17 protein-coding genes are annotated in these 17075 nt (G+C 55.1%); 13 read left to right on the plus strand and 4 right to left on the minus strand.

The window, feature by feature from the left end; genetic code table 11:
* Positions 1–15: 15 nt before the first annotated feature.
* The gene (locus AACY26_RS00060) at positions 16–810 is read left to right on the plus strand and encodes a hypothetical protein (protein ID WP_339509718.1); all 795 of its coding nucleotides are present in this window, start codon (positions 16–18) and stop codon (positions 808–810) included.
* Positions 811–831: 21 nt separating this feature from the next.
* On the opposite strand, the gene prmB is transcribed toward AACY26_RS00060, so the two are convergent.
* Positions 832–1761, minus strand: a complete 930-nt coding sequence (prmB, locus tag AACY26_RS00065; protein WP_339509720.1) for a 50S ribosomal protein L3 N(5)-glutamine methyltransferase — start codon at positions 1759–1761, stop codon at positions 832–834.
* Between the two features lie 459 nt (positions 1762–2220).
* Here prmB and AACY26_RS00070 point away from each other — a divergent pair, with 459 nt between their 5' ends.
* The 4 genes from AACY26_RS00070 (at position 2221) to folE (ending at position 4609) form a co-directional block, all read left to right on the plus strand.
* Positions 2221–2820 (plus strand): cysteine hydrolase family protein, encoded by a 600-nt coding sequence (locus AACY26_RS00070; protein WP_339509722.1) that lies wholly within the window; start codon positions 2221–2223, stop codon positions 2818–2820.
* A 113-nt stretch (positions 2821–2933) separates the two neighbouring features.
* Positions 2934–3254: a hypothetical protein gene (locus tag AACY26_RS00075; RefSeq protein WP_339509723.1), complete on the plus strand. Its 321-nt coding sequence runs from the start codon at positions 2934–2936 to the stop codon at positions 3252–3254.
* 99 nt (positions 3255–3353) lie between these two features.
* Complete coding sequence (locus AACY26_RS00080; protein WP_010488717.1) at positions 3354–3914, plus strand: Smr/MutS family protein; 561 nt, start codon at positions 3354–3356, stop codon at positions 3912–3914.
* Positions 3915–4060: 146 nt separating this feature from the next.
* The gene (gene folE / locus AACY26_RS00085; RefSeq protein ID WP_010488718.1) at positions 4061–4609 is read left to right on the plus strand and encodes a GTP cyclohydrolase I FolE; all 549 of its coding nucleotides are present in this window, start codon (positions 4061–4063) and stop codon (positions 4607–4609) included.
* A 60-nt stretch (positions 4610–4669) separates the two neighbouring features.
* Here folE and AACY26_RS00090 read toward each other — a convergent pair whose 3' ends face one another.
* Positions 4670–5437, minus strand: a complete 768-nt coding sequence (locus AACY26_RS00090) for a GntR family transcriptional regulator (RefSeq protein ID WP_339509726.1) — start codon at positions 5435–5437, stop codon at positions 4670–4672.
* Between the two features lie 671 nt (positions 5438–6108).
* On the opposite strand from AACY26_RS00090, the gene AACY26_RS00095 reads away from it, so the two are divergent.
* Together AACY26_RS00095 and AACY26_RS00100 are read left to right on the plus strand one after the other, a co-directional pair.
* Positions 6109–7458: an NCS2 family permease gene (locus AACY26_RS00095; RefSeq protein ID WP_339509727.1), complete on the plus strand. Its 1350-nt coding sequence runs from the start codon at positions 6109–6111 to the stop codon at positions 7456–7458.
* A gap of 113 nt (positions 7459–7571) precedes the next feature.
* Positions 7572–8198 carry a LysE family translocator gene (locus AACY26_RS00100; RefSeq protein WP_339509729.1) on the plus strand — a complete coding sequence of 209 codons (627 nt, stop codon included), beginning with the start codon at positions 7572–7574 and terminating at the stop codon, positions 8196–8198.
* A gap of 61 nt (positions 8199–8259) precedes the next feature.
* On the opposite strand, the gene AACY26_RS00105 is transcribed toward AACY26_RS00100, so the two are convergent.
* Both AACY26_RS00105 and uraH read right to left on the minus strand, forming a co-directional pair.
* Positions 8260–9873, minus strand: coding sequence for an ABC-F family ATP-binding cassette domain-containing protein (locus AACY26_RS00105; RefSeq protein ID WP_339509731.1), 1614 nt, complete (start codon positions 9871–9873; stop codon positions 8260–8262).
* A 308-nt stretch (positions 9874–10181) separates the two neighbouring features.
* A complete protein-coding gene (gene uraH / locus AACY26_RS00110) occupies positions 10182–10535 on the minus strand; it encodes a hydroxyisourate hydrolase (RefSeq protein WP_339509733.1) in 354 nt (117 codons plus the stop codon).
* Positions 10536–10947: 412 nt separating this feature from the next.
* Here uraH and puuE point away from each other — a divergent pair, with 412 nt between their 5' ends.
* From puuE to AACY26_RS00140, 6 genes are all read left to right on the plus strand, one after another.
* Positions 10948–11877, plus strand: coding sequence for an allantoinase PuuE (gene puuE / locus AACY26_RS00115; protein ID WP_339509735.1), 930 nt, complete (start codon positions 10948–10950; stop codon positions 11875–11877).
* Positions 11877–12392 (plus strand): 2-oxo-4-hydroxy-4-carboxy-5-ureidoimidazoline decarboxylase, encoded by a 516-nt coding sequence (gene uraD / locus AACY26_RS00120; protein ID WP_339509737.1) that lies wholly within the window; start codon positions 11877–11879, stop codon positions 12390–12392. The genes puuE and uraD overlap by 1 nt, the downstream gene beginning before the upstream one ends.
* Before the next feature lie 69 nt (positions 12393–12461).
* Positions 12462–13457 carry an allantoicase gene (alc, locus tag AACY26_RS00125; protein WP_339509739.1) on the plus strand — a complete coding sequence of 332 codons (996 nt, stop codon included), beginning with the start codon at positions 12462–12464 and terminating at the stop codon, positions 13455–13457.
* 120 nt (positions 13458–13577) lie between these two features.
* Positions 13578–14081, plus strand: coding sequence for an ureidoglycolate lyase (locus tag AACY26_RS00130; RefSeq protein WP_339509741.1), 504 nt, complete (start codon positions 13578–13580; stop codon positions 14079–14081).
* 49 nt (positions 14082–14130) lie between these two features.
* Positions 14131–15453: a urate hydroxylase PuuD gene (locus AACY26_RS00135; RefSeq protein WP_339509743.1), complete on the plus strand. Its 1323-nt coding sequence runs from the start codon at positions 14131–14133 to the stop codon at positions 15451–15453.
* Positions 15454–15608: 155 nt separating this feature from the next.
* On the plus strand, positions 15609–16964 hold the full coding sequence (locus AACY26_RS00140; protein WP_339509745.1) for a nucleobase:cation symporter-2 family protein: 1356 nt from the start codon (positions 15609–15611) through the stop codon (positions 16962–16964).
* Positions 16965–17075: the final 111 nt, after the last annotated feature.

Below are 17075 nucleotides of genomic sequence, written 5' to 3' on the forward strand. Positions count from 1 at the left end.
ACAGGATCGCCATTCATGAACACACCCCCAGCGCCCGCCACTGACGAGACCACCGCAGATCAACAAGCAGAGGCGACAAAGGTCCATCCCTGGTCGGAGCTGGGCGCTGAGCACTTTCGGCTGTTGCGGCTTGCAGCGCTGCCGATCGATCGCCATACAGGGGCGCGACCGCTGCGCTTTGTGCAACTGGGTCGCGTCGAGCGTCATAGTCCACAGCTGAGCATGCTGCGCCTGACAATCACCCTTCCAGAGCAAAGTGTGCGCAAACAGATCAACACCCTGGAAGTCTGGATTGATCACCGCTCACGGGAATTGCGCTTCGGCCCAGACAAAGGCCTGCACCTTGAACCGAGTAATCGTGGATTAGGCCGCTTCCTGCTGGCCCAAGGCATTGCCTGGGCGAAACAGCATTGCGCGCACTACCTGGTCGAAGGCGGTGCATTGCACGTTAAAGATGCGCCGACCGATGACGCTCGCGCGCGCCGTGACCACTTCCTGCAGACCCAGGGCTTCAGCATTGAATACCAGGACCCGCTCCAACTCAAAGCCAACTACAGCGCGGCGCGCGTCAGCGTCTTGCACACTGACTGGCACAGCGAAAAAGTGCAGATAGTCGAAACACTTGAAGCTGCCACCATGCTGCAACGCGCCGATCAAGCCCTCAATGAACAGGAAAACAAACTGCGCAAGCTCGAAGAGCGGACCGCGCAGTACAAACGTGAAGATGGCAGCTTGCGCTTTACCATCGCCTGCCTGGTGACCTTCAGCGTATTTCAGGCAGGCTTATTGATTTGGATCGCCACCCATTAGCCAACCGGCAGCAAGCTTTGGCTAATTGAGCCGCGAGCGAAACAACGCCTGATGCTCGCGGCAAAGCTTGGCAGGCAATAAAAACACGCCATGGCCGCCTTGCTGGAAATCAAGCCACGTGAAGTCAACTTCCGGATACAGGGCTTCGACGTGAACCTGGCTGTTGCCCACTTCAACAATCAGCACGCCGTTATCGTTCAAGTGGTCCGCCGCTTCAGCCAGCATGCGTCGCACCAGATCCAGTCCGTCTTCACCACAGGCAAGCCCCAGCGCAGGCTCGTGCTGATACTCTTCGGGCATGTCAGCAAAATCTTCTGCATCGACATAGGGTGGATTCGAGACGATCAGGTCGAAACGCTGGCCCGGCAAACCGGAAAACCCATCCCCCTGCACGGTGAAAACACGGTCCTCGATACCGTGGCGCTCGATGTTCTGATTAGCGACCTCAAGCGCATCGAACGACAGATCGCCAAGCACCACTTCAGCCTCAAGAAACTCGTAAGCGCAGGCAATACCAATACAGCCAGAGCCGGTGCACAGGTCGAGAATCCGCGCAGGCTCGGCAGCCAGCCAAGGCCGAAACCGGCTGTTGATCAATTCGGCAATAGGTGAACGCGGCACCAAGACACGCTCATCAACCAGGAAAGGCAAGCCGCAGAACCAGGCTTCGCCGAGCAAGTAGGCGGTGGGAACACGGTCATCGATGCGCCGTGCCAGCAAATCTTGCAGATGGGCATGTTCGTCATCTTCTAGGCGACAATCAAGATAGCTGTCAGCGATCTCATAAGGCAGGTGCAGAGCCCCGAGCACCAGCTGACGCGCCTCATCCCAAGCGTTGTCGGAACCATGGCCATAAAACAACTCGGCGGCCTGGAAACGAGTCACAGCCCGGCGGATGTAATCACGAATGGTTTGTAGACGAGTAGATCGGGCGGCGCCAACGTCAGTCACACAGGTTCTCCTTTTAAATTGATCCGGCAGTTTAACAGCACAAGGGAAAGCACTGCGAATACACCAGATAGTGCAACGGCGACAGAAATTCAGTATAAGAATCGCCCTGTACTCACAACAGCCGGATTTGATAGCTGCGCAGCACCAAGAATTCAGTTTTTCAATACTGCCGGCCAACAGTAGAAAACGGCTGGCACTGGCAATTCTGTGGGTTGGGCACTGGCTTTTTAGGATGGCTTACTGCCATTATCCACCCCCACACAGATTCCGCAGCCTGCTTAACACCAATGCAGCAACCTCATTACGAGCCTTAAACTGCTCGATATTTCCAATGTCTGAGTCTAGGCGGATGACTGAACTTTTCACCTGTATTGCATTGCGAGTGCAGTAATGGGTTCACAGCAGCGCCAGACAGGCAGACAATGAATAGCGTCGTCAGAGTCAACAAGGAGCCTTTGAATGTCACACCCCAAAACGCTACTGCAGTTAACTGGCCGTAGCCATGCACCTGCCACCTTGAAGACCGCGACTCTGTTGGTTATCGATACCCAGGAAGAGTACCGCAGCGGTGTACTGAAACTGCCGCAGGTCGAGCAAGCGGTGGCTGAAATCGCCAAGCTGCTCGACGCAGCACGGGCCATTGGCACACCTATTGTTCATGTTAAACATTTGGGCATCCCCGATGGCGTACTCGACCCACGAGGCCCGCGCGGCGAACATATCCCCGAGGTGGCTCCACTACCGGGTGAGTTGGTGATTGAAAAACGCCTGCCTAACGCATTCTCAGGCACCGACCTGCATGAGCGCCTGCAAGCGCTGGGGCGATTGGACTTGATTGTCTGCGGTTTCATGACCCACTCCAGCGTCAGCAGCACAGTGCGCGCGACCAAGGACTACGGCTACCGCTGCACCATGGTCAACGCCGCATGCGCCACTCGCGACCTGCCGACCTTGGATGGCCAGGTTATCAGCGGCGCCGAGATGCACCGGTTTGAAATGATTGCGCTGGCTGACAACTTTGCCGCCGTGGTTGCAGATGCCAGCAGCCTACTAAACTGATAGATACACCTTTGATGGCCAGCAATACGCAATAGCGACTTGATACAGCTTTGCAGCGAAGGAACCACTAGAACCTGAGCCTGTCACACGCCGATACCCAAAAGGAAATCGGAATGAAGCAATCCGATGGTTTTAATCCCCGCCGCTTGCGCCCTCGTGAGCCAGGCAACTGGCGCCTGCGCTTTACCGCAGTACTTGCCGCCTTGTTTGCGGCCGGCGGGGTACTCCTGGCCATGGCTGGAGCTGCAACACTGCTCGGCCGGCCATCAGCCCTGGGCAACCTGAACGACTCCCCGGCGGCCTCAGCAGTATTATTGGTTGTTGGTCTTCTCTTGCTCTGGCTTGGCATCGCCCTGTGGCGTATGTTCCGCCGCCGATTACGTCGCTCTGGCGACTTGAGCATGTCGCGCCACCTGATGAAAAAGCGCAAGTGATCCGCCCTCGCCGTACACTGATTATTTGATTATTCAACACAACAAGGCAGCAGAAACAGCGCTGCCTTGGTTACACTAGTGGCCAGTGTGGAGGCCATAATGCAAGACGATGATTTTTCTTTATTTCAAGCCCAACTCAAGGGCGTGAAGCCGATCAAGCACGATCGCGCCGATACCGGTAAACCCAAACTTGATAAAACCAAGCTGGCCACCTTGCGCCAGAACGCAACGGTGCGCGATAACAGCATCAAGGTTGATGGTTTGTCAGACCAGTTCGTAATTGACGTCGGCGCTGAAGACCCACTCTATTGGGCCGCCAACGGTATGCAGGAAAGCCAGATGCGCAAGCTCAAGCTTGGCCAGATTGCCTTCGATGGCAGCCTGGACCTGCATGGCATGAATGTAGAGAAAGCCCGGGATACCTTGTGGGAATTCCTGGCAGAGGCGTGCAAGCTCGAAGTACGCTGCGTACGTGTTACCCATGGCAAAGCCGCACGAATAGACGGGCGCAAACCCATGATCAAAAGCCACGTAAACACTTGGCTTCGTCAGCATCCACAAGTGCTCGGCTTCACCTCTTGCCAGCCCAAACATGGCGGCACGGGCGCGGTTTACATCATTCTCAAACGCACCATGATGGACGGGCGCGACGAAGATTAATACCGCACAACCTTTAGAATTGGTTAGCGTTAAACCTCATTGACGCAAAATCTGTATCAGCTTGGCGTACGCCGCGCTTGCCAGCCGGCAATCTGCACCCTACCCTGCGCGTCTGTGCATATTTGTTAGTCCCAACAGGAAGATCAATGTCCCTGGAACAGAACTACACCCAGATTCTTGGCCAACTTGGTGAAGATGTGTCCCGCGAAGGCCTGCTCGACACGCCAAAACGCGCGGCAAAAGCCATGCAGTATCTCTGCCGTGGCTACCAGCAAACGCTGGAAGAAGTCACCAATGGCGCGCTATTCAGCTCTGATGCCAGTGAAATGGTACTGGTCAAGAACATCGAGCTGTATTCGTTATGCGAACACCACCTGCTGCCCTTTATCGGCAAGGCCCATGTGGCCTACATCCCGAGCGGAAAAGTGTTGGGTTTGTCGAAAATCGCGCGGATCGTTGATATGTATGCACGCCGCTTGCAGATCCAGGAAAACCTCAGCCGACAAATTGCCGAAGCCATTCAGCAAGTTACCGGCGCGCTCGGTGTCGCGGTAGTCATCGAAGCCCAGCACATGTGCATGATGATGCGCGGTGTAGAGAAGCAAAACTCCTCAATGGTCACCTCAGTGATGCTCGGTGAGTTCCGCAAGAATGCGGCCACACGCAGCGAGTTTCTGAGCCTGATCAACAACTGACGCTCTGCCAGCGGTAGCCATCAAAGAGCACCTGCGAAGCTCTTTGATGGTGAAGCCAGATCAATTGTTGAGAATTGTCTTGCCCGGTTTTTTCTTGGTTTGCAGCAGGTGCGAAAACACTGCGTGCAAGTCATCCGAAGCACTGTCTTCGTCGAGGTTAAGCTTGCTGTCGATGTGATCCATGTGATGCATCATCAAGCTAACAGCGCGCTCGGCGTCACGCGCTTCGATTGCGTCAATCAATTGATTGTGTTCATCGTAAGAACAATGCGAACGGCTGCCACTTTCGTATTGGGCGATGATCAGCGAAGTCTGCGATACCAGGCTGCGCTGAAAGCTAACCAGCGGGGCATTCTTCGCCGCTTCGGCCAACTTCAGGTGGAACTCACCGGATAAGCGAATACCCGCGCCACGGTCGCCACGGGAGAAGCTGATCTGCTCATCTTCTACCATCTGACGCAGCTCATTGAGCTGATCAACTGTAGCGTATTGCACTGCCAGCTCAGTGATCGCCCGCTCAACCATGCGCCGGGCATAGAAAATCTGCCGGGCTTCTTCAACGCTGGGGCTGGCAACCACAGCGCCACGGTTGGGACGCAGCAACACAACTCCCTCATGCGCCAGACGCGACAAGGCACGACGGATGATGGTCCGGCTGACACCAAAAATCTCCCCCAAGGCCTCTTCACTCAACTTGGTGCCAGGAGCCAAGCGCTGCTCCAGAATGGCATCAAAAATATGTGCATAAACGACATCGTCCTGCGTCCCGGTGCGACTACTTTTAAGTGCGCGGGACTGCTTTTTCAGTGGCTGCAATTGTTCGTTCATTTGGGCTCGCGTTAGACAGGTTCAGCAATATAAATCAGGATCAGCGCATGGTCTGCAATTGCAGGCAACACAGGCGTTACCCCCAGGATCATCACTGTTGCTTTGCTCTTTATTGCGTAATCCCTGCTTACTGACAAGCAGCGCGCACAGATAAACACAAAAAAAACGCTTTCATTGTACACAATCCAGCCAATTCCCGCATTTTTTGCATAGATACAATCGGTCGCTAACAGGTCGATTCAGGGTTCTTGCTCAGCGTTAAATCAATCGATTGGCTTGTCCCTCTCAGACCGATGATACCTAGCGCTTATTTACTGACTAAAAAGTCAATAAATTTCCCTCTTTTAATAGTCCAATTACTAAAGTTACAGCTGTTCGACACATCCTCAGTTGGTTATTCATCTTGCTGTTTTTCAAGACTTTTATAGACACCCATTAACATCAACCCTATTCCTATAGCCGAGCGCAAAGATTGATAGCCTGCTTAGCAAGTAAAAACAGTATTTGCATTTTTTGTATACAACAGCATAATCGCGGTGTGTGACTTCCTGACCGCTCGGTCAACAACTTAGCCAGCAAGCACACTCAACCTGCCACCTGCCTCAGAGAGTTAACGTGCGCTTAGCGCCAGCTCTGGGTGGCACACAACAAGAGAGATGAGGAGTACCCGCGTGGAAAGCGTAAAATCAGAACAAATTGCTCAGCCAACCGCTGGGCTTGGTAAAAACGGATTACTTGATCGTTTTTTCAAGCTGACCGAGCACCGCACCACTGTCAGAACCGAGTTGCTTGCTGGCCTGACAACCTTTGTCACCATGGCCTACATCATTTTCGTCAACCCCAACATCATGGCTAATGCGGGGGTCGATCATGGCGCTGCCTTCGTTGCGACCTGCATTGGCGCGGCGCTTGGCTGCTTTCTTATGGGGCTTTACGCTAACTGGCCAGTCGGCTTGGCACCCGGCATGGGCCTCAATGCGTTCTTCACCTACACCGTTGTCGGCGAGATGGGATACAGCTGGGAGACCGCGTTAGGCGCGGTGTTTATTTCCGGCGTGCTATTTATGATCATGAGCCTTTCACGTATCCGTGAGTGGCTACTCAATAGCATTCCCATGAGCCTGCGCTTTGCCATGGGCGCAGGGGTCGGTTTATTCCTCGGTTTGATTGGCCTTAAAACTGCCGGCATTGTCGTCGACAGCCCAGCCACTTTAATCACCATGGGATCATTCGGCGAACCAACAGCCTTGCTGGCTGCCGTGTGCTTCCTGATGATCGCCGTGCTTAGCCACCGCAACGTATTTGGCGCTATCTTGCTCAGCATGTTGACGGTCACCGCAATTGGCTGGGGGATGGGCCTGGTCGAGTTTGGCGGCATAGTGTCAATGCCACCGAGCCTGGCCCCGACTTTCCTGGCGATGGACATCAAGGGCGCATTCAATATCTCGATGGTCAGCGTCATCTTGGCCTTCCTGTTCGTCAACATGTTCGACACCGCCGGCACGCTGATGGGCGTTGCCCACCGCGCCAAACTGGTGGATGAAAACGGTCAGATCCAGAACTTGTCCAAAGCCCTCAAGGCAGACAGTACTTCAAGCGTTATTGGCGCAATGGTTGGCTGCCCGCCAGTGACCAGCTACGTTGAAAGCGCTTCCGGTGTCGCCGCTGGTGGCCGTACCGGTCTGACAGCTGTCGCAGTTGGCATACTGTTTCTCTGCGCGATGTTCTTCGCGCCGCTGGCGGGGATGATCCCAGCTTATGCCACCGCAGGCGCACTGATCTACGTGGCAATGTTGATGATGAGCGGCATGGCCCACATCGACTGGGAAGACCTGACAGACACCATCCCGGCCATTGTCACAGTTGTGATGATGCCGCTGACCTTCTCAATCGCCAACGGTATTGCACTGGGTTTTCTGACCTACGCGACCCTGAAAATACTGACCGGGCAACGTAGCAAAGTATCTGTGTCTTTGTACGTGCTCTGTATTATCTTTATCGCTAAGTTTGCCTTCCTCTAAGCCGCTTCGCTGCAGGATCGTCAAGCCTGCAAAGCTGTTTGCGCTTGGCGAGAGTTAGGCTCTAAACCCCGACGCTGATGCGCCGGGGTTTTTCAACATCTGGAGTAAGTAACATGAGTCTGGAAACCTGGCTATTGTTCAGCAGCGCGGCCCTGGTTGTGATCCTGATCCCCGGCCCCCTGTCACTGTTGATGGTCAGCAACAGCCTGAACTATGGCCTGCGTCGCTCAATACCGGCATTTATCGGCGGTGTGTCAGCCTCTATCTGTCTGCTCAGCGCTTCAGCCCTGGGACTCGGCGCTCTACTGCTGGCGTCCGAGCGACTGTTCTCCGCGCTGAAACTCATAGGTGCGCTGTATCTGTTCTATCTCGCCTGGCAAAGCTGGCAAGCCTCGCGCCAAGCAGCCAAACCGGTCACTGCCGATGAGCAGCCCGTCAACCCCAGCTTCAACAGCATGTTTTGGAAAGCCTTTGGCTTGGGCGCGAGCAACCCGAAAGACATTCTGTTCTTCGCAGCCTTTCTACCGCAGTTTCTCTCTACCGATCACTCACTGGCCCAGCAACTACTGGTGATGATTGCCACCTGGGCAGTCCTCGATCTGGCGTGCAAACTGTTCTACGGCCTTAGCGCCCAAGGCGCAGCTCGCTATCTGCGCTCAGGCAAAGGCCAGGTCTGGTTCAATCGCATCAGCGCAGCTCTGTTTGGCGCGGCCGGAACGGCTTCGCTACTCAGTCGCTAGCCCTGCTGCAGCCGGGCTCTACCAGAGCCCGGCCATCAGGCTTGAGCGCTCACCCGCCCCGTTACCAAGGCTCTAGCGTCCAACCTGCAGAGGTTACGGCCAAGCGATTGGTTAATCGCAGTTGTTGAAGAAACACCTCATCGTGCGACACCACCATTAATGCGCCGCGATACTCGCAAAGGGTTTGCTCAAGGGCTTGCAGCGAGACCAGATCAAGGTGATTACTCGGCTCATCAAGCAACAATAGCTGTGCAGGAACATCCGCGTAGAGCGCACACGCCAAGGCAAGCTTCAGGCGCTCGCCTCCACTTAGGCGCCCGCTAGGCTGCGTCACCGCATCTGCATCGAGGCCTAGTTGAGCCAAACGCGTGCGTAACCCACTTTGATTGAGCCCGGTATTGACCGCTCGCAACTGCTCAAGCGCCGATTTTTCAGGACTAATGCCAAGCAACTGTTGATCCAGATAGGCAAAAGCACCGCTTACTTTGCATATCCCGGCCAAGGGCTGTTGCAGACCGGCCAAAACCTTGAGCAAGGTTGACTTACCGGAGCCATTGGGTCCGGTAATCGCCACCCGCTGGGTATTATTTAGCAGCAGGCTCAGTGTGCGCGCAGCAGGTCCGACAAAGGGCAACTCCAAGCAATCCAACTCGACCAATCGCCCGTGATGCCCCTGCCCCACGCCAGGCGCCTGCATACTGATCTCGACTGATTGCTCAACCTGTTGCGCCGCCTGTTTGACTCGCTGTGACAACTGCTCGCGCTGTATGCCTTGCAGTTTAAGCTGTTTGCCATTGCTGACCTCGCTGCGCTGCTTGGCACGCCCCAAGAGAATCTTCGCCTGATTGGCACTCCCCGCCTGCTTGCTCGCACGGGCATTCTGGCGCTGGGCTTGTTCCTGAACAGAGAGCTGCTTTTGCAGTTCGTGTTTGCGCTGGTGCTTGCATTGGGCCAGGTAGGCTTGCGCTTGCTCCTGCTCTTGCGCCTTGCATTGCTGATAGAAAGCCAAACCTCCGCCATAGCTGCGCAAGCCTAGTGAGGACAACTCAACCACCCGCTCCATACTGGCCAACAATTCGCGGTCATGACTGATTACCAGCAAGCCCCGAGGCCAGGCCCGCAACTGCTCTATCAATAACTGTCGAACGTTGCAGTCGAGGTGATTACTCGGCTCATCGAGCACTAAAAATTCGGCTTCAGCCAAATAAGCACCAACCAGAGCAACACGCATGGCTTCCCCACCACTCAAGCTGGCAACTGGCCGGTCTATTGCAATATGCGCCAAGCCATGGGCGCTAAGCTCGGTTTCAAGTTGCTGCTTTATGTTCCAATGCTCACCCACGGCATCAAAGTCGCGGGGATCAACACTGCCTGCCGTAATACGTTGCAGCGCATCGATAATGCCTTTAACACCCGCCAACTCGGCTACACAAGCATGTTTGGAAGCAGATATTTGCTGCGCCAGATAAAACACTCGCCCCGATCGAACACATCGACCTGAAGTCGCAGCAAGCTGCCCGGCAATAATCTTGCCCAGCAGGCTTTTACCCACGCCGTTGCGGCCAACCAAGGCAGTTTTGCGTTGGTCGAACTGCAGACTGAGATTACTGAAAATGGCTCGCCCATCGGGCAAGGTGTAAGAAACGCTGTCGAGCGTGAGATAGGTATGCGTCATATGCGCCCCCATTTATAGATGCCAAGAACTCCCCCGCTATGCCTAGCCGGGCTGGAAGTTGGCCGTCAAACAGACGGCGGCATCAATGGCGCATTGGACCAATACCTCTTGTAAGTCAGGCACGCAGTATAAAGCATCCGCCCACAAAACTCATTGACCTGAGTCTATGCTGAGCTAGCTCGCCGGTGATCAATAGAAGCGCTGGATTTCAGGCAAAAAAAAGCCCGCAGTGTGGTACGGGCAAGGACTCTTCTATTGAGTCTGAGGGTGACAAGCATTCGGGTAAATCATGACCAATAAATCGGGAGTTAGCTGCCGCGATAGGTCGAATAGCTGTAAGGCGAAATTAGCAGAGGGACGTGATAGTGCTCTTGCTCAGCATCGACACCGAAACGTAGAACAACGACATCAAGAAAAGCCTGGTTGGCCAGTTTGACGCCCCGGGCACGGTAATAGTCGCCAGCATGGAAATGCAGCTGATAAACGCCGGTGCGGTAATCATCGCCTTGCAGAACCGGTGCATCACAGCGGCCATCACTATTGGTTTGCACGGTCGTCAGCAACTCCAAGTGAGCCCCCTCAACACGAAACAATTCAACTTTCAGGTCACTACCAGGGCAGCCATGTGCAGCATCGAGTACGTGAGTTGTCAGTCTTCCCATTTGGCTAGGGTTTCCACACTGCTTCCTTAGGGATTACAGGTAAAAACCGCACCTCCTTTCTGATGATTATCGGCTGTAGAGCAAGGCGTGAACGCCTTGGGATGAGCTGAGAATAGCATGTAAAAATTTATTTGCGACACTTTTATCGAAAATTGTACACAATATTTTGAGTTTTAGCCTGACCCAACGCCCAGTGCAATATTTTTCCAAAAACAGCTTTTCGCCCAAAAGAATAACCTTTCAGCAGCACGACTTGACCAATCAGGCAAGTTTCTTGCTTTGGCGTATCGAGCAAAAATAGTGAAATTTTAGATTTACAAAATGCGATACACTTTGTATACAATTGCACAACCCGACCGCATTCCTGATATCTGCATGCAGCGGTCGCAACACATTAAGAAGGAAGACTGCAGTGAGCGCTGAATACCCACGCGACCTGATCGGTTACGCCAATAACCCACCGCATCCGCAGTGGCCGAATGATGCACGTATCGCTCTGTCCTTTGTCCTCAATTACGAGGAAGGTGGCGAACGCAACATTCTGCATGGCGACAAGGAATCTGAAGCTTTTCTATCGGAGATGGTTTCGGCTCAACCGCTGCAAGGCGAGCGCAACATGAGCATGGAGTCGCTATATGAGTACGGCAGCCGTGCCGGTGTATGGCGCTTGCTCAAGCTGTTCCAGAAGCACGACATCCCACTGACCATCTTTGCTGTGGCGATGGCCGCCGAGCGTCATCCCGATGTGATCAAGGCCATGGCTGCCGCAGGCCACGAGATCTGCAGCCACGGCTACCGCTGGATCGACTATCAATATATGGATGAGGCGCAAGAGCGCGAGCACATGCTCGAAGCCATCCGCATCCTCACCGAGATCACTGGCGAGCGCCCCTATGGCTGGTACACCGGCCGCACGGGCCCCAATACCCGTCGAATCGTCATGGAAGAAGGTAACTTCCTCTATGACTCCGACACTTACGACGATGACCTACCGTACTGGGACCCAGCCAGCACCGAGCAAAAGCCGCACTTGGTCATCCCGTACACGCTCGACACCAATGACATGCGCTTCACCCAGGTGCAGGGCTTCAACAAGGGCGACGACTTCTTCGAATACCTTAAAGATGCATTCGATGTGCTCTATGCCGAAGGCCTGGAAGGCGCACCTAAAATGCTCTCGATCGGCATGCATTGCCGCTTATTGGGGCGCCCAGCACGCTTGGCAGCACTGGCACGCTTTATTGAGTACGTTAAGAGCCACGATAAAGTCTGGATCACCCGCCGCGTAGACATAGCGCGCCACTGGCATGCCACTCATCCATTCAAGCAGGAGCACGCTTAATGAGCCGCTTTCAGACCCTGACCCCTTCACAGCTAAGCCGCGAAGCGTTCGTCAGTGCCTTCGCTGATATTTATGAGCACTCACCTTGGGTTGCCGAAAAAGCCTATGACCTCGGCGCCGATGAGACGCTGGATGACATTGACGCCTTGCAGCAGCGCATGGCCGACATTTTGCTCAGTGCCAGCCGCGATACTCAGTTGGCACTGATCAATGCTCACCCGGACCTTGCTGGTAAAGCTGCGGTTCAGGGCGAGCTAACCGCCTCCTCTACTTCTGAGCAGGCTGGAGCGGGCATTCAAGATTGTACCGCCGAAGAATTTGCCCGCTTTACCGAGTTGAATGACGCCTACAAGGCCAAGTTCGGCTTCATCTTCATCATGGCGGTAAAAGGCAGTAACCGTCACCAGATCCTGGCAGCCTTCGAGGAGCGATTGAATAACTCCCCGGAACAGGAATTTGCCCGTGCTCTGGCTGAAATCAACAAGATCGCGCTGTTCCGCTTGCAGCAGCTCTAGCTCCGACCGGAGAACTCTGCAAGCAGCAACGTGATTATTCTCCTACGCCCTCATACAAGGCAGACATCCATGAAAGCTTACGCCGTACCCTTCGAAAAATACGTCAACCTCGCCGACGCCCGCTTGGGAACCAAGGCTATCTCGGTAACCGATGACTGGTTCGCCGATGTAAACCGCCTGTTCCAACCGACCCCGGCTGTATGGAAGGAGGGTGTTTTCGATGATAACGGCAAGTGGATGGATGGCTGGGAATCACGTCGCAAGCGCTTTGAAGGCTACGACAGTGCAGTGATCCGCCTGGGCGTTCCGGGCTCGATCAAGGGTGTTGATATCGACACCAGCTTCTTCACTGGCAACTTCCCACCTTCCGCTTCGCTTGAAGCCTGCTTTGTAGCCGAAGGTGACCCGACCGAGAACACCGAGTGGACCGAAGTCCTTGGCGCCGTCGAGTTGCAAGGCAATAGCCACCACTACCACGAAATCAACAACGCGCAGGCGTTCACCCACCTGCGCTTCAACATCTACCCGGACGGCGGTGTTGCTCGCCTGCGTGTACACGGTATTCCGTTCCGCGACTGGAGCGCTGTCGGCGACAACGAAGAAGTGGACCTGGCAGCCGCACTGAATGGCGGTCGCGCACTGGCTTGCTCCGATGAACACTTTGGCCGCATGAGCAACATCCTCAACCCGGGCCGTGGCATCAATATGGGCGATGGCTGGGAAACCGCGCGTCGCCGTACGCCGGGTAACGACTGGGTTATCGTTGCGTTGGGCGCGCCAGGCGAGATCGAGCGCATTGTCGTCGACACCCTGCACTTCAAAGGCAACTACCCGGATAGCTGCTCGATCCAGGGCGCCTTCGTTAAAGGCGGCACCGACAGCCAGATCGAAACCCAGAGCCTGTTCTGGCGCGAACTGCTGCCAAGCCAAAAACTGGAAATGCACGCTGAACACGAGTTCAAAGAGCAGATCAAGGCGTTGGGCACCCTGACCCACGTGCGCGTGAACGTGTTCCCCGACGGTGGCATCAGCCGTCTGCGCCTGTTCGGCAAAGTGAGCAAGTAAGCTCGCGCAACATCATAGTTTGACCGGCAGGGCCGCACAGCCCTGCCCGCTCTAAGAATAATTATCGAGGAATCGCTGCAGCAAGCTGTACAGCGGCTCCCAGACAAGAGAATGACCGTCATGCGTAAACTGATCATCGAGCCTTTAAGCAAAGAAGCATTCGCCCCCTTTGGCGATGTCATCGAGACTGAAGGCAGTGAGTATTTCATGATCAATAACGGTTCAACTCGCCGCTATCACAAACTGGCCACAGTCGAGACCGCACAGCCAGAGGATAAGGCGATCATCAGTATTTTCAGCGCTGAAGCGCTACAAATGCCGTTGACCGTGTGCATGTTGGAGCGCCATCCGCAGGGCAGCCAAGCGTTTATACCGCTGCTCGGCAACCCCTTTCTGATCGTGGTCGCGCCAGTTGGCGATGCACCTGAATCAGAGCTTGTCCGTGCTTTCCGCAGTAACGGAAAACAGGGCATTAATTACCATCGCGGCGTTTGGCACCATCCGGTGCTTACGATCGAAAAGCGGGATGACTTCCTGGTGGTTGATCGCAGTGGTTCTGGTAACAACTGTGATGAGTACTTCTTTACTGAGGATGCCCAACTGCTCCTCGACCCCCACCAATAAGAGAAGCCCAGGGGACCCGCTACAGGGCACTGGGAAAGAGGTAAAGACTGTGGAAGCACATTTGATTGAATGGCTGAACCTGAGCGTGCGTTGGGTTCACATGATCGTTGGTATCGCCTGGATTGGCGCGTCTTTCTATTTCGTCTGGCTGGAAAACAACCTGAATCGCGTAAACCCCAAAGACGGCCTCGCAGGCGACTTGTGGGCGATTCACGGTGGTGGCATTTATCACCTGGAAAAATACAAGCTGGCGCCACCAAAAATGCCGGATAACCTGCATTGGTTTAAGTGGGAAGCCTACTGGACCTGGATGTCCGGCGTTACCTTGTTGATGATCGTTTACTACCTCAACCCATCGCTGTACCTGATCGCCCCTGGCAGCGACCTAACGCCTGCTGCAGCCATTGCTATTGGTATCGGCTCACTGGTTGCCGGCTGGTTCATCTACGACATCCTGTGTGACTCAGCCCTAGGCAAACAGCCGGCCCTGCTCGGCCTGGTGCTGTTTATCCTGCTGGTTGGCGCGGCATTCGGCCTGAGCCAGGTGTTCAGCGGCCGTGGCGCCTATATCCATGTCGGCGCGATTATCGGCACCATCATGGTCGGCAACGTGTTCCGTACCATCATGCCGGCGCAGCGTGCGCTGGTGAAAGCCATTGAAGAAGGCAGCACGCCAGACCCTGCATTGCCTGCAAAAGGCCTGTTGCGTTCGCGCCACAACAACTACTTCACCTTGCCAGTGCTGTTCATCATGATCAGCAACCACTTCCCGAGCACCTACGGCAGCAGCTACAACTGGCTGATCCTGGCGGGCATTGCGATCGCCGCAGTATTGATTCGTCATTACTTCAACACTCGTCACAACAGCAACAAGTTCGCCTGGGCACTGCCCGCCGGCGCATTGGCGATGGTCTGCCTGGCCTATGTAACAGGTCCGGCTTCGCAGCCGAGCAGCACTGTTGCCAGCAACCATGCCGCGATCAAATACGCACCGCTGCCAGGCACTGCCAAGCCCGGCCCAGGCGCTGATAAAAATGCACGCAACCAGCCCGAACAGGCCGCTGGCGAACCCGCTCAGGCCAGTGCTGATACAACTGGAGCCAGCGGGAGCGATAGTTTCGAACAGGTCGATAGTGTCATCCAGACCCGTTGCACCGTTTGCCACTCAGCCAAGCCGAGCAGCCCGATGTTCAGCGCAGCGCCGGCAGGTGTGATGTTTGATACACCGGCCCAGATCCAGCAAATGGCTGCACGTATCCAGGCACAAGCGGTCGCCACCCAAACCATGCCACTGGGCAACATCACACAGATGACCCAGCAAGAGCGTGACCTGATTGGTAAATGGATCGCCAGCGGCGCCCAGATCAACTAATCAACGCCAATGCCGCACCTTCAAGGGTGCGGCATTTTTGTATTCAGGGCCTGTGCTTTCAGCGCCCACCTTGCTTGCATAAAACTTAACAGCCATCGCTCGACGCGCATGACTGATCAGCGACTTACAAAAATAAAAGTGCCTGAGGTGTTTGCATGTCCCAGTCGAAGTCACCACTGCCAGCTGTTGCGGCAGTCGATCAACGCCTGCCCTTGCTGCAAATGATACTGGTGAGCCTACAACACGTGTTGTTGATGTACGGTGGCGCGGTTGCCGTGCCATTGATCATTGGCGAGGCGGTCGGTTTACCCCGTGAGCAAATTGCTTTTCTGATCAATGCAGACCTGCTTGTTGCTGGCATCGCAACCTTGGTCCAGTCACTGGGTATAGGGCCTGCAGGTATTCGTATGCCGGTGATGATGGGCGCCAGTTTTGCAGCTGTTGGCAGCATGGTCGCCATGGCGGGGACGCCCGGTATTGGCCTCACGGGCATATTTGGCGCCACGATCGCAGCGGGTTTCTTTGGCATGCTGATTGCCCCCTTTATGTCGCGCATCGTCAATTTTTTTCCTGCGTTGGTAACGGGCACGGTGATCACCTCAATTGGTCTGTCGCTATTCCCTGTCGCGGTAAACTGGGCTGGCGGAGGCAATGCAGCGTCACAATTTGGCAGTCTCGAATACCTTGCAGTTGCAGGCCTGGTTTTACTTTGCATCCTGCTGATCAACCGTTTCATGAGCGGTTTCTGGGTGAACGTGTCGGTACTGATCGGCATGCTCCTGGGCTACATCATCTCCGGCTGCTTAGGCATGGTTGACCTTGGCGGACTGGAGCAAAGCCCGTGGTTTCAAGTGGTTACGCCGCTGCACTTTGGCATGCCAGAGTTTCAATTGGCGCCAATCCTGTCGATGTGCCTGGTTGTGGTGATTATCTTTGTTGAATCAACCGGGATGTTCATCGCCCTGGGCAAGATCACCGATGTAGAAATCACCCCAAAACTGCTGCGGCGCGGCTTGCTGTGTGATTCTGGCGCCTCATTCATTGCCGGGTTCTTCAACACCTTCACCCACTCCTCATTCGCGCAGAATATAGGCCTTGTGCAAATGACGGGCGTTCGCAGCCGCTTTGTCACCGCTTCCGCCGGATTGATACTGCTGATACTCAGCCTGCTCCCCAAAGCGGCCTATCTGGTTGCCTCGATTCCACCGGCCGTTCTCGGCGGCGCCGGCCTTGCGATGTTTGGCATGGTCGCCGCCACCGGCATCAAGATTCTTCAGGAAGCGGATATCGCGGATCGGCGCAATCAACTGCTGGTCGCAGTCAGCATCGGCATGGGCCTGGCTCCAGTGGTGCGCCCCGAAATATTTGCGCAGCTGCCACAATGGATGGACTCGATCACTCACAGCGGAATAGCCATGGCCACCCTCAGTGCTGTATCGCTCAACATCCTGTTCAATGTACTCGGCGGCACGCAGCGCGCTTCAGGCAAGCGCCAGGCTACAGCTCACTAGCCTGCCTTCAGAGCTGGGCGGCCTGCCCAGCTCTACCCCAAAATACGCCTGTCCTCTGCTCCAAAGTCGAAATTCCCCGTCGTTTCAACTGGCGTGACCAGCGGTTCATTT

Origin of the sequence: Pseudomonas sp. RL_15y_Pfl2_60 (genome assembly GCF_963970595.1) — a bacterium.
Classification (GTDB): Bacteria; Pseudomonadota; Gammaproteobacteria; order Pseudomonadales; family Pseudomonadaceae; genus Aquipseudomonas.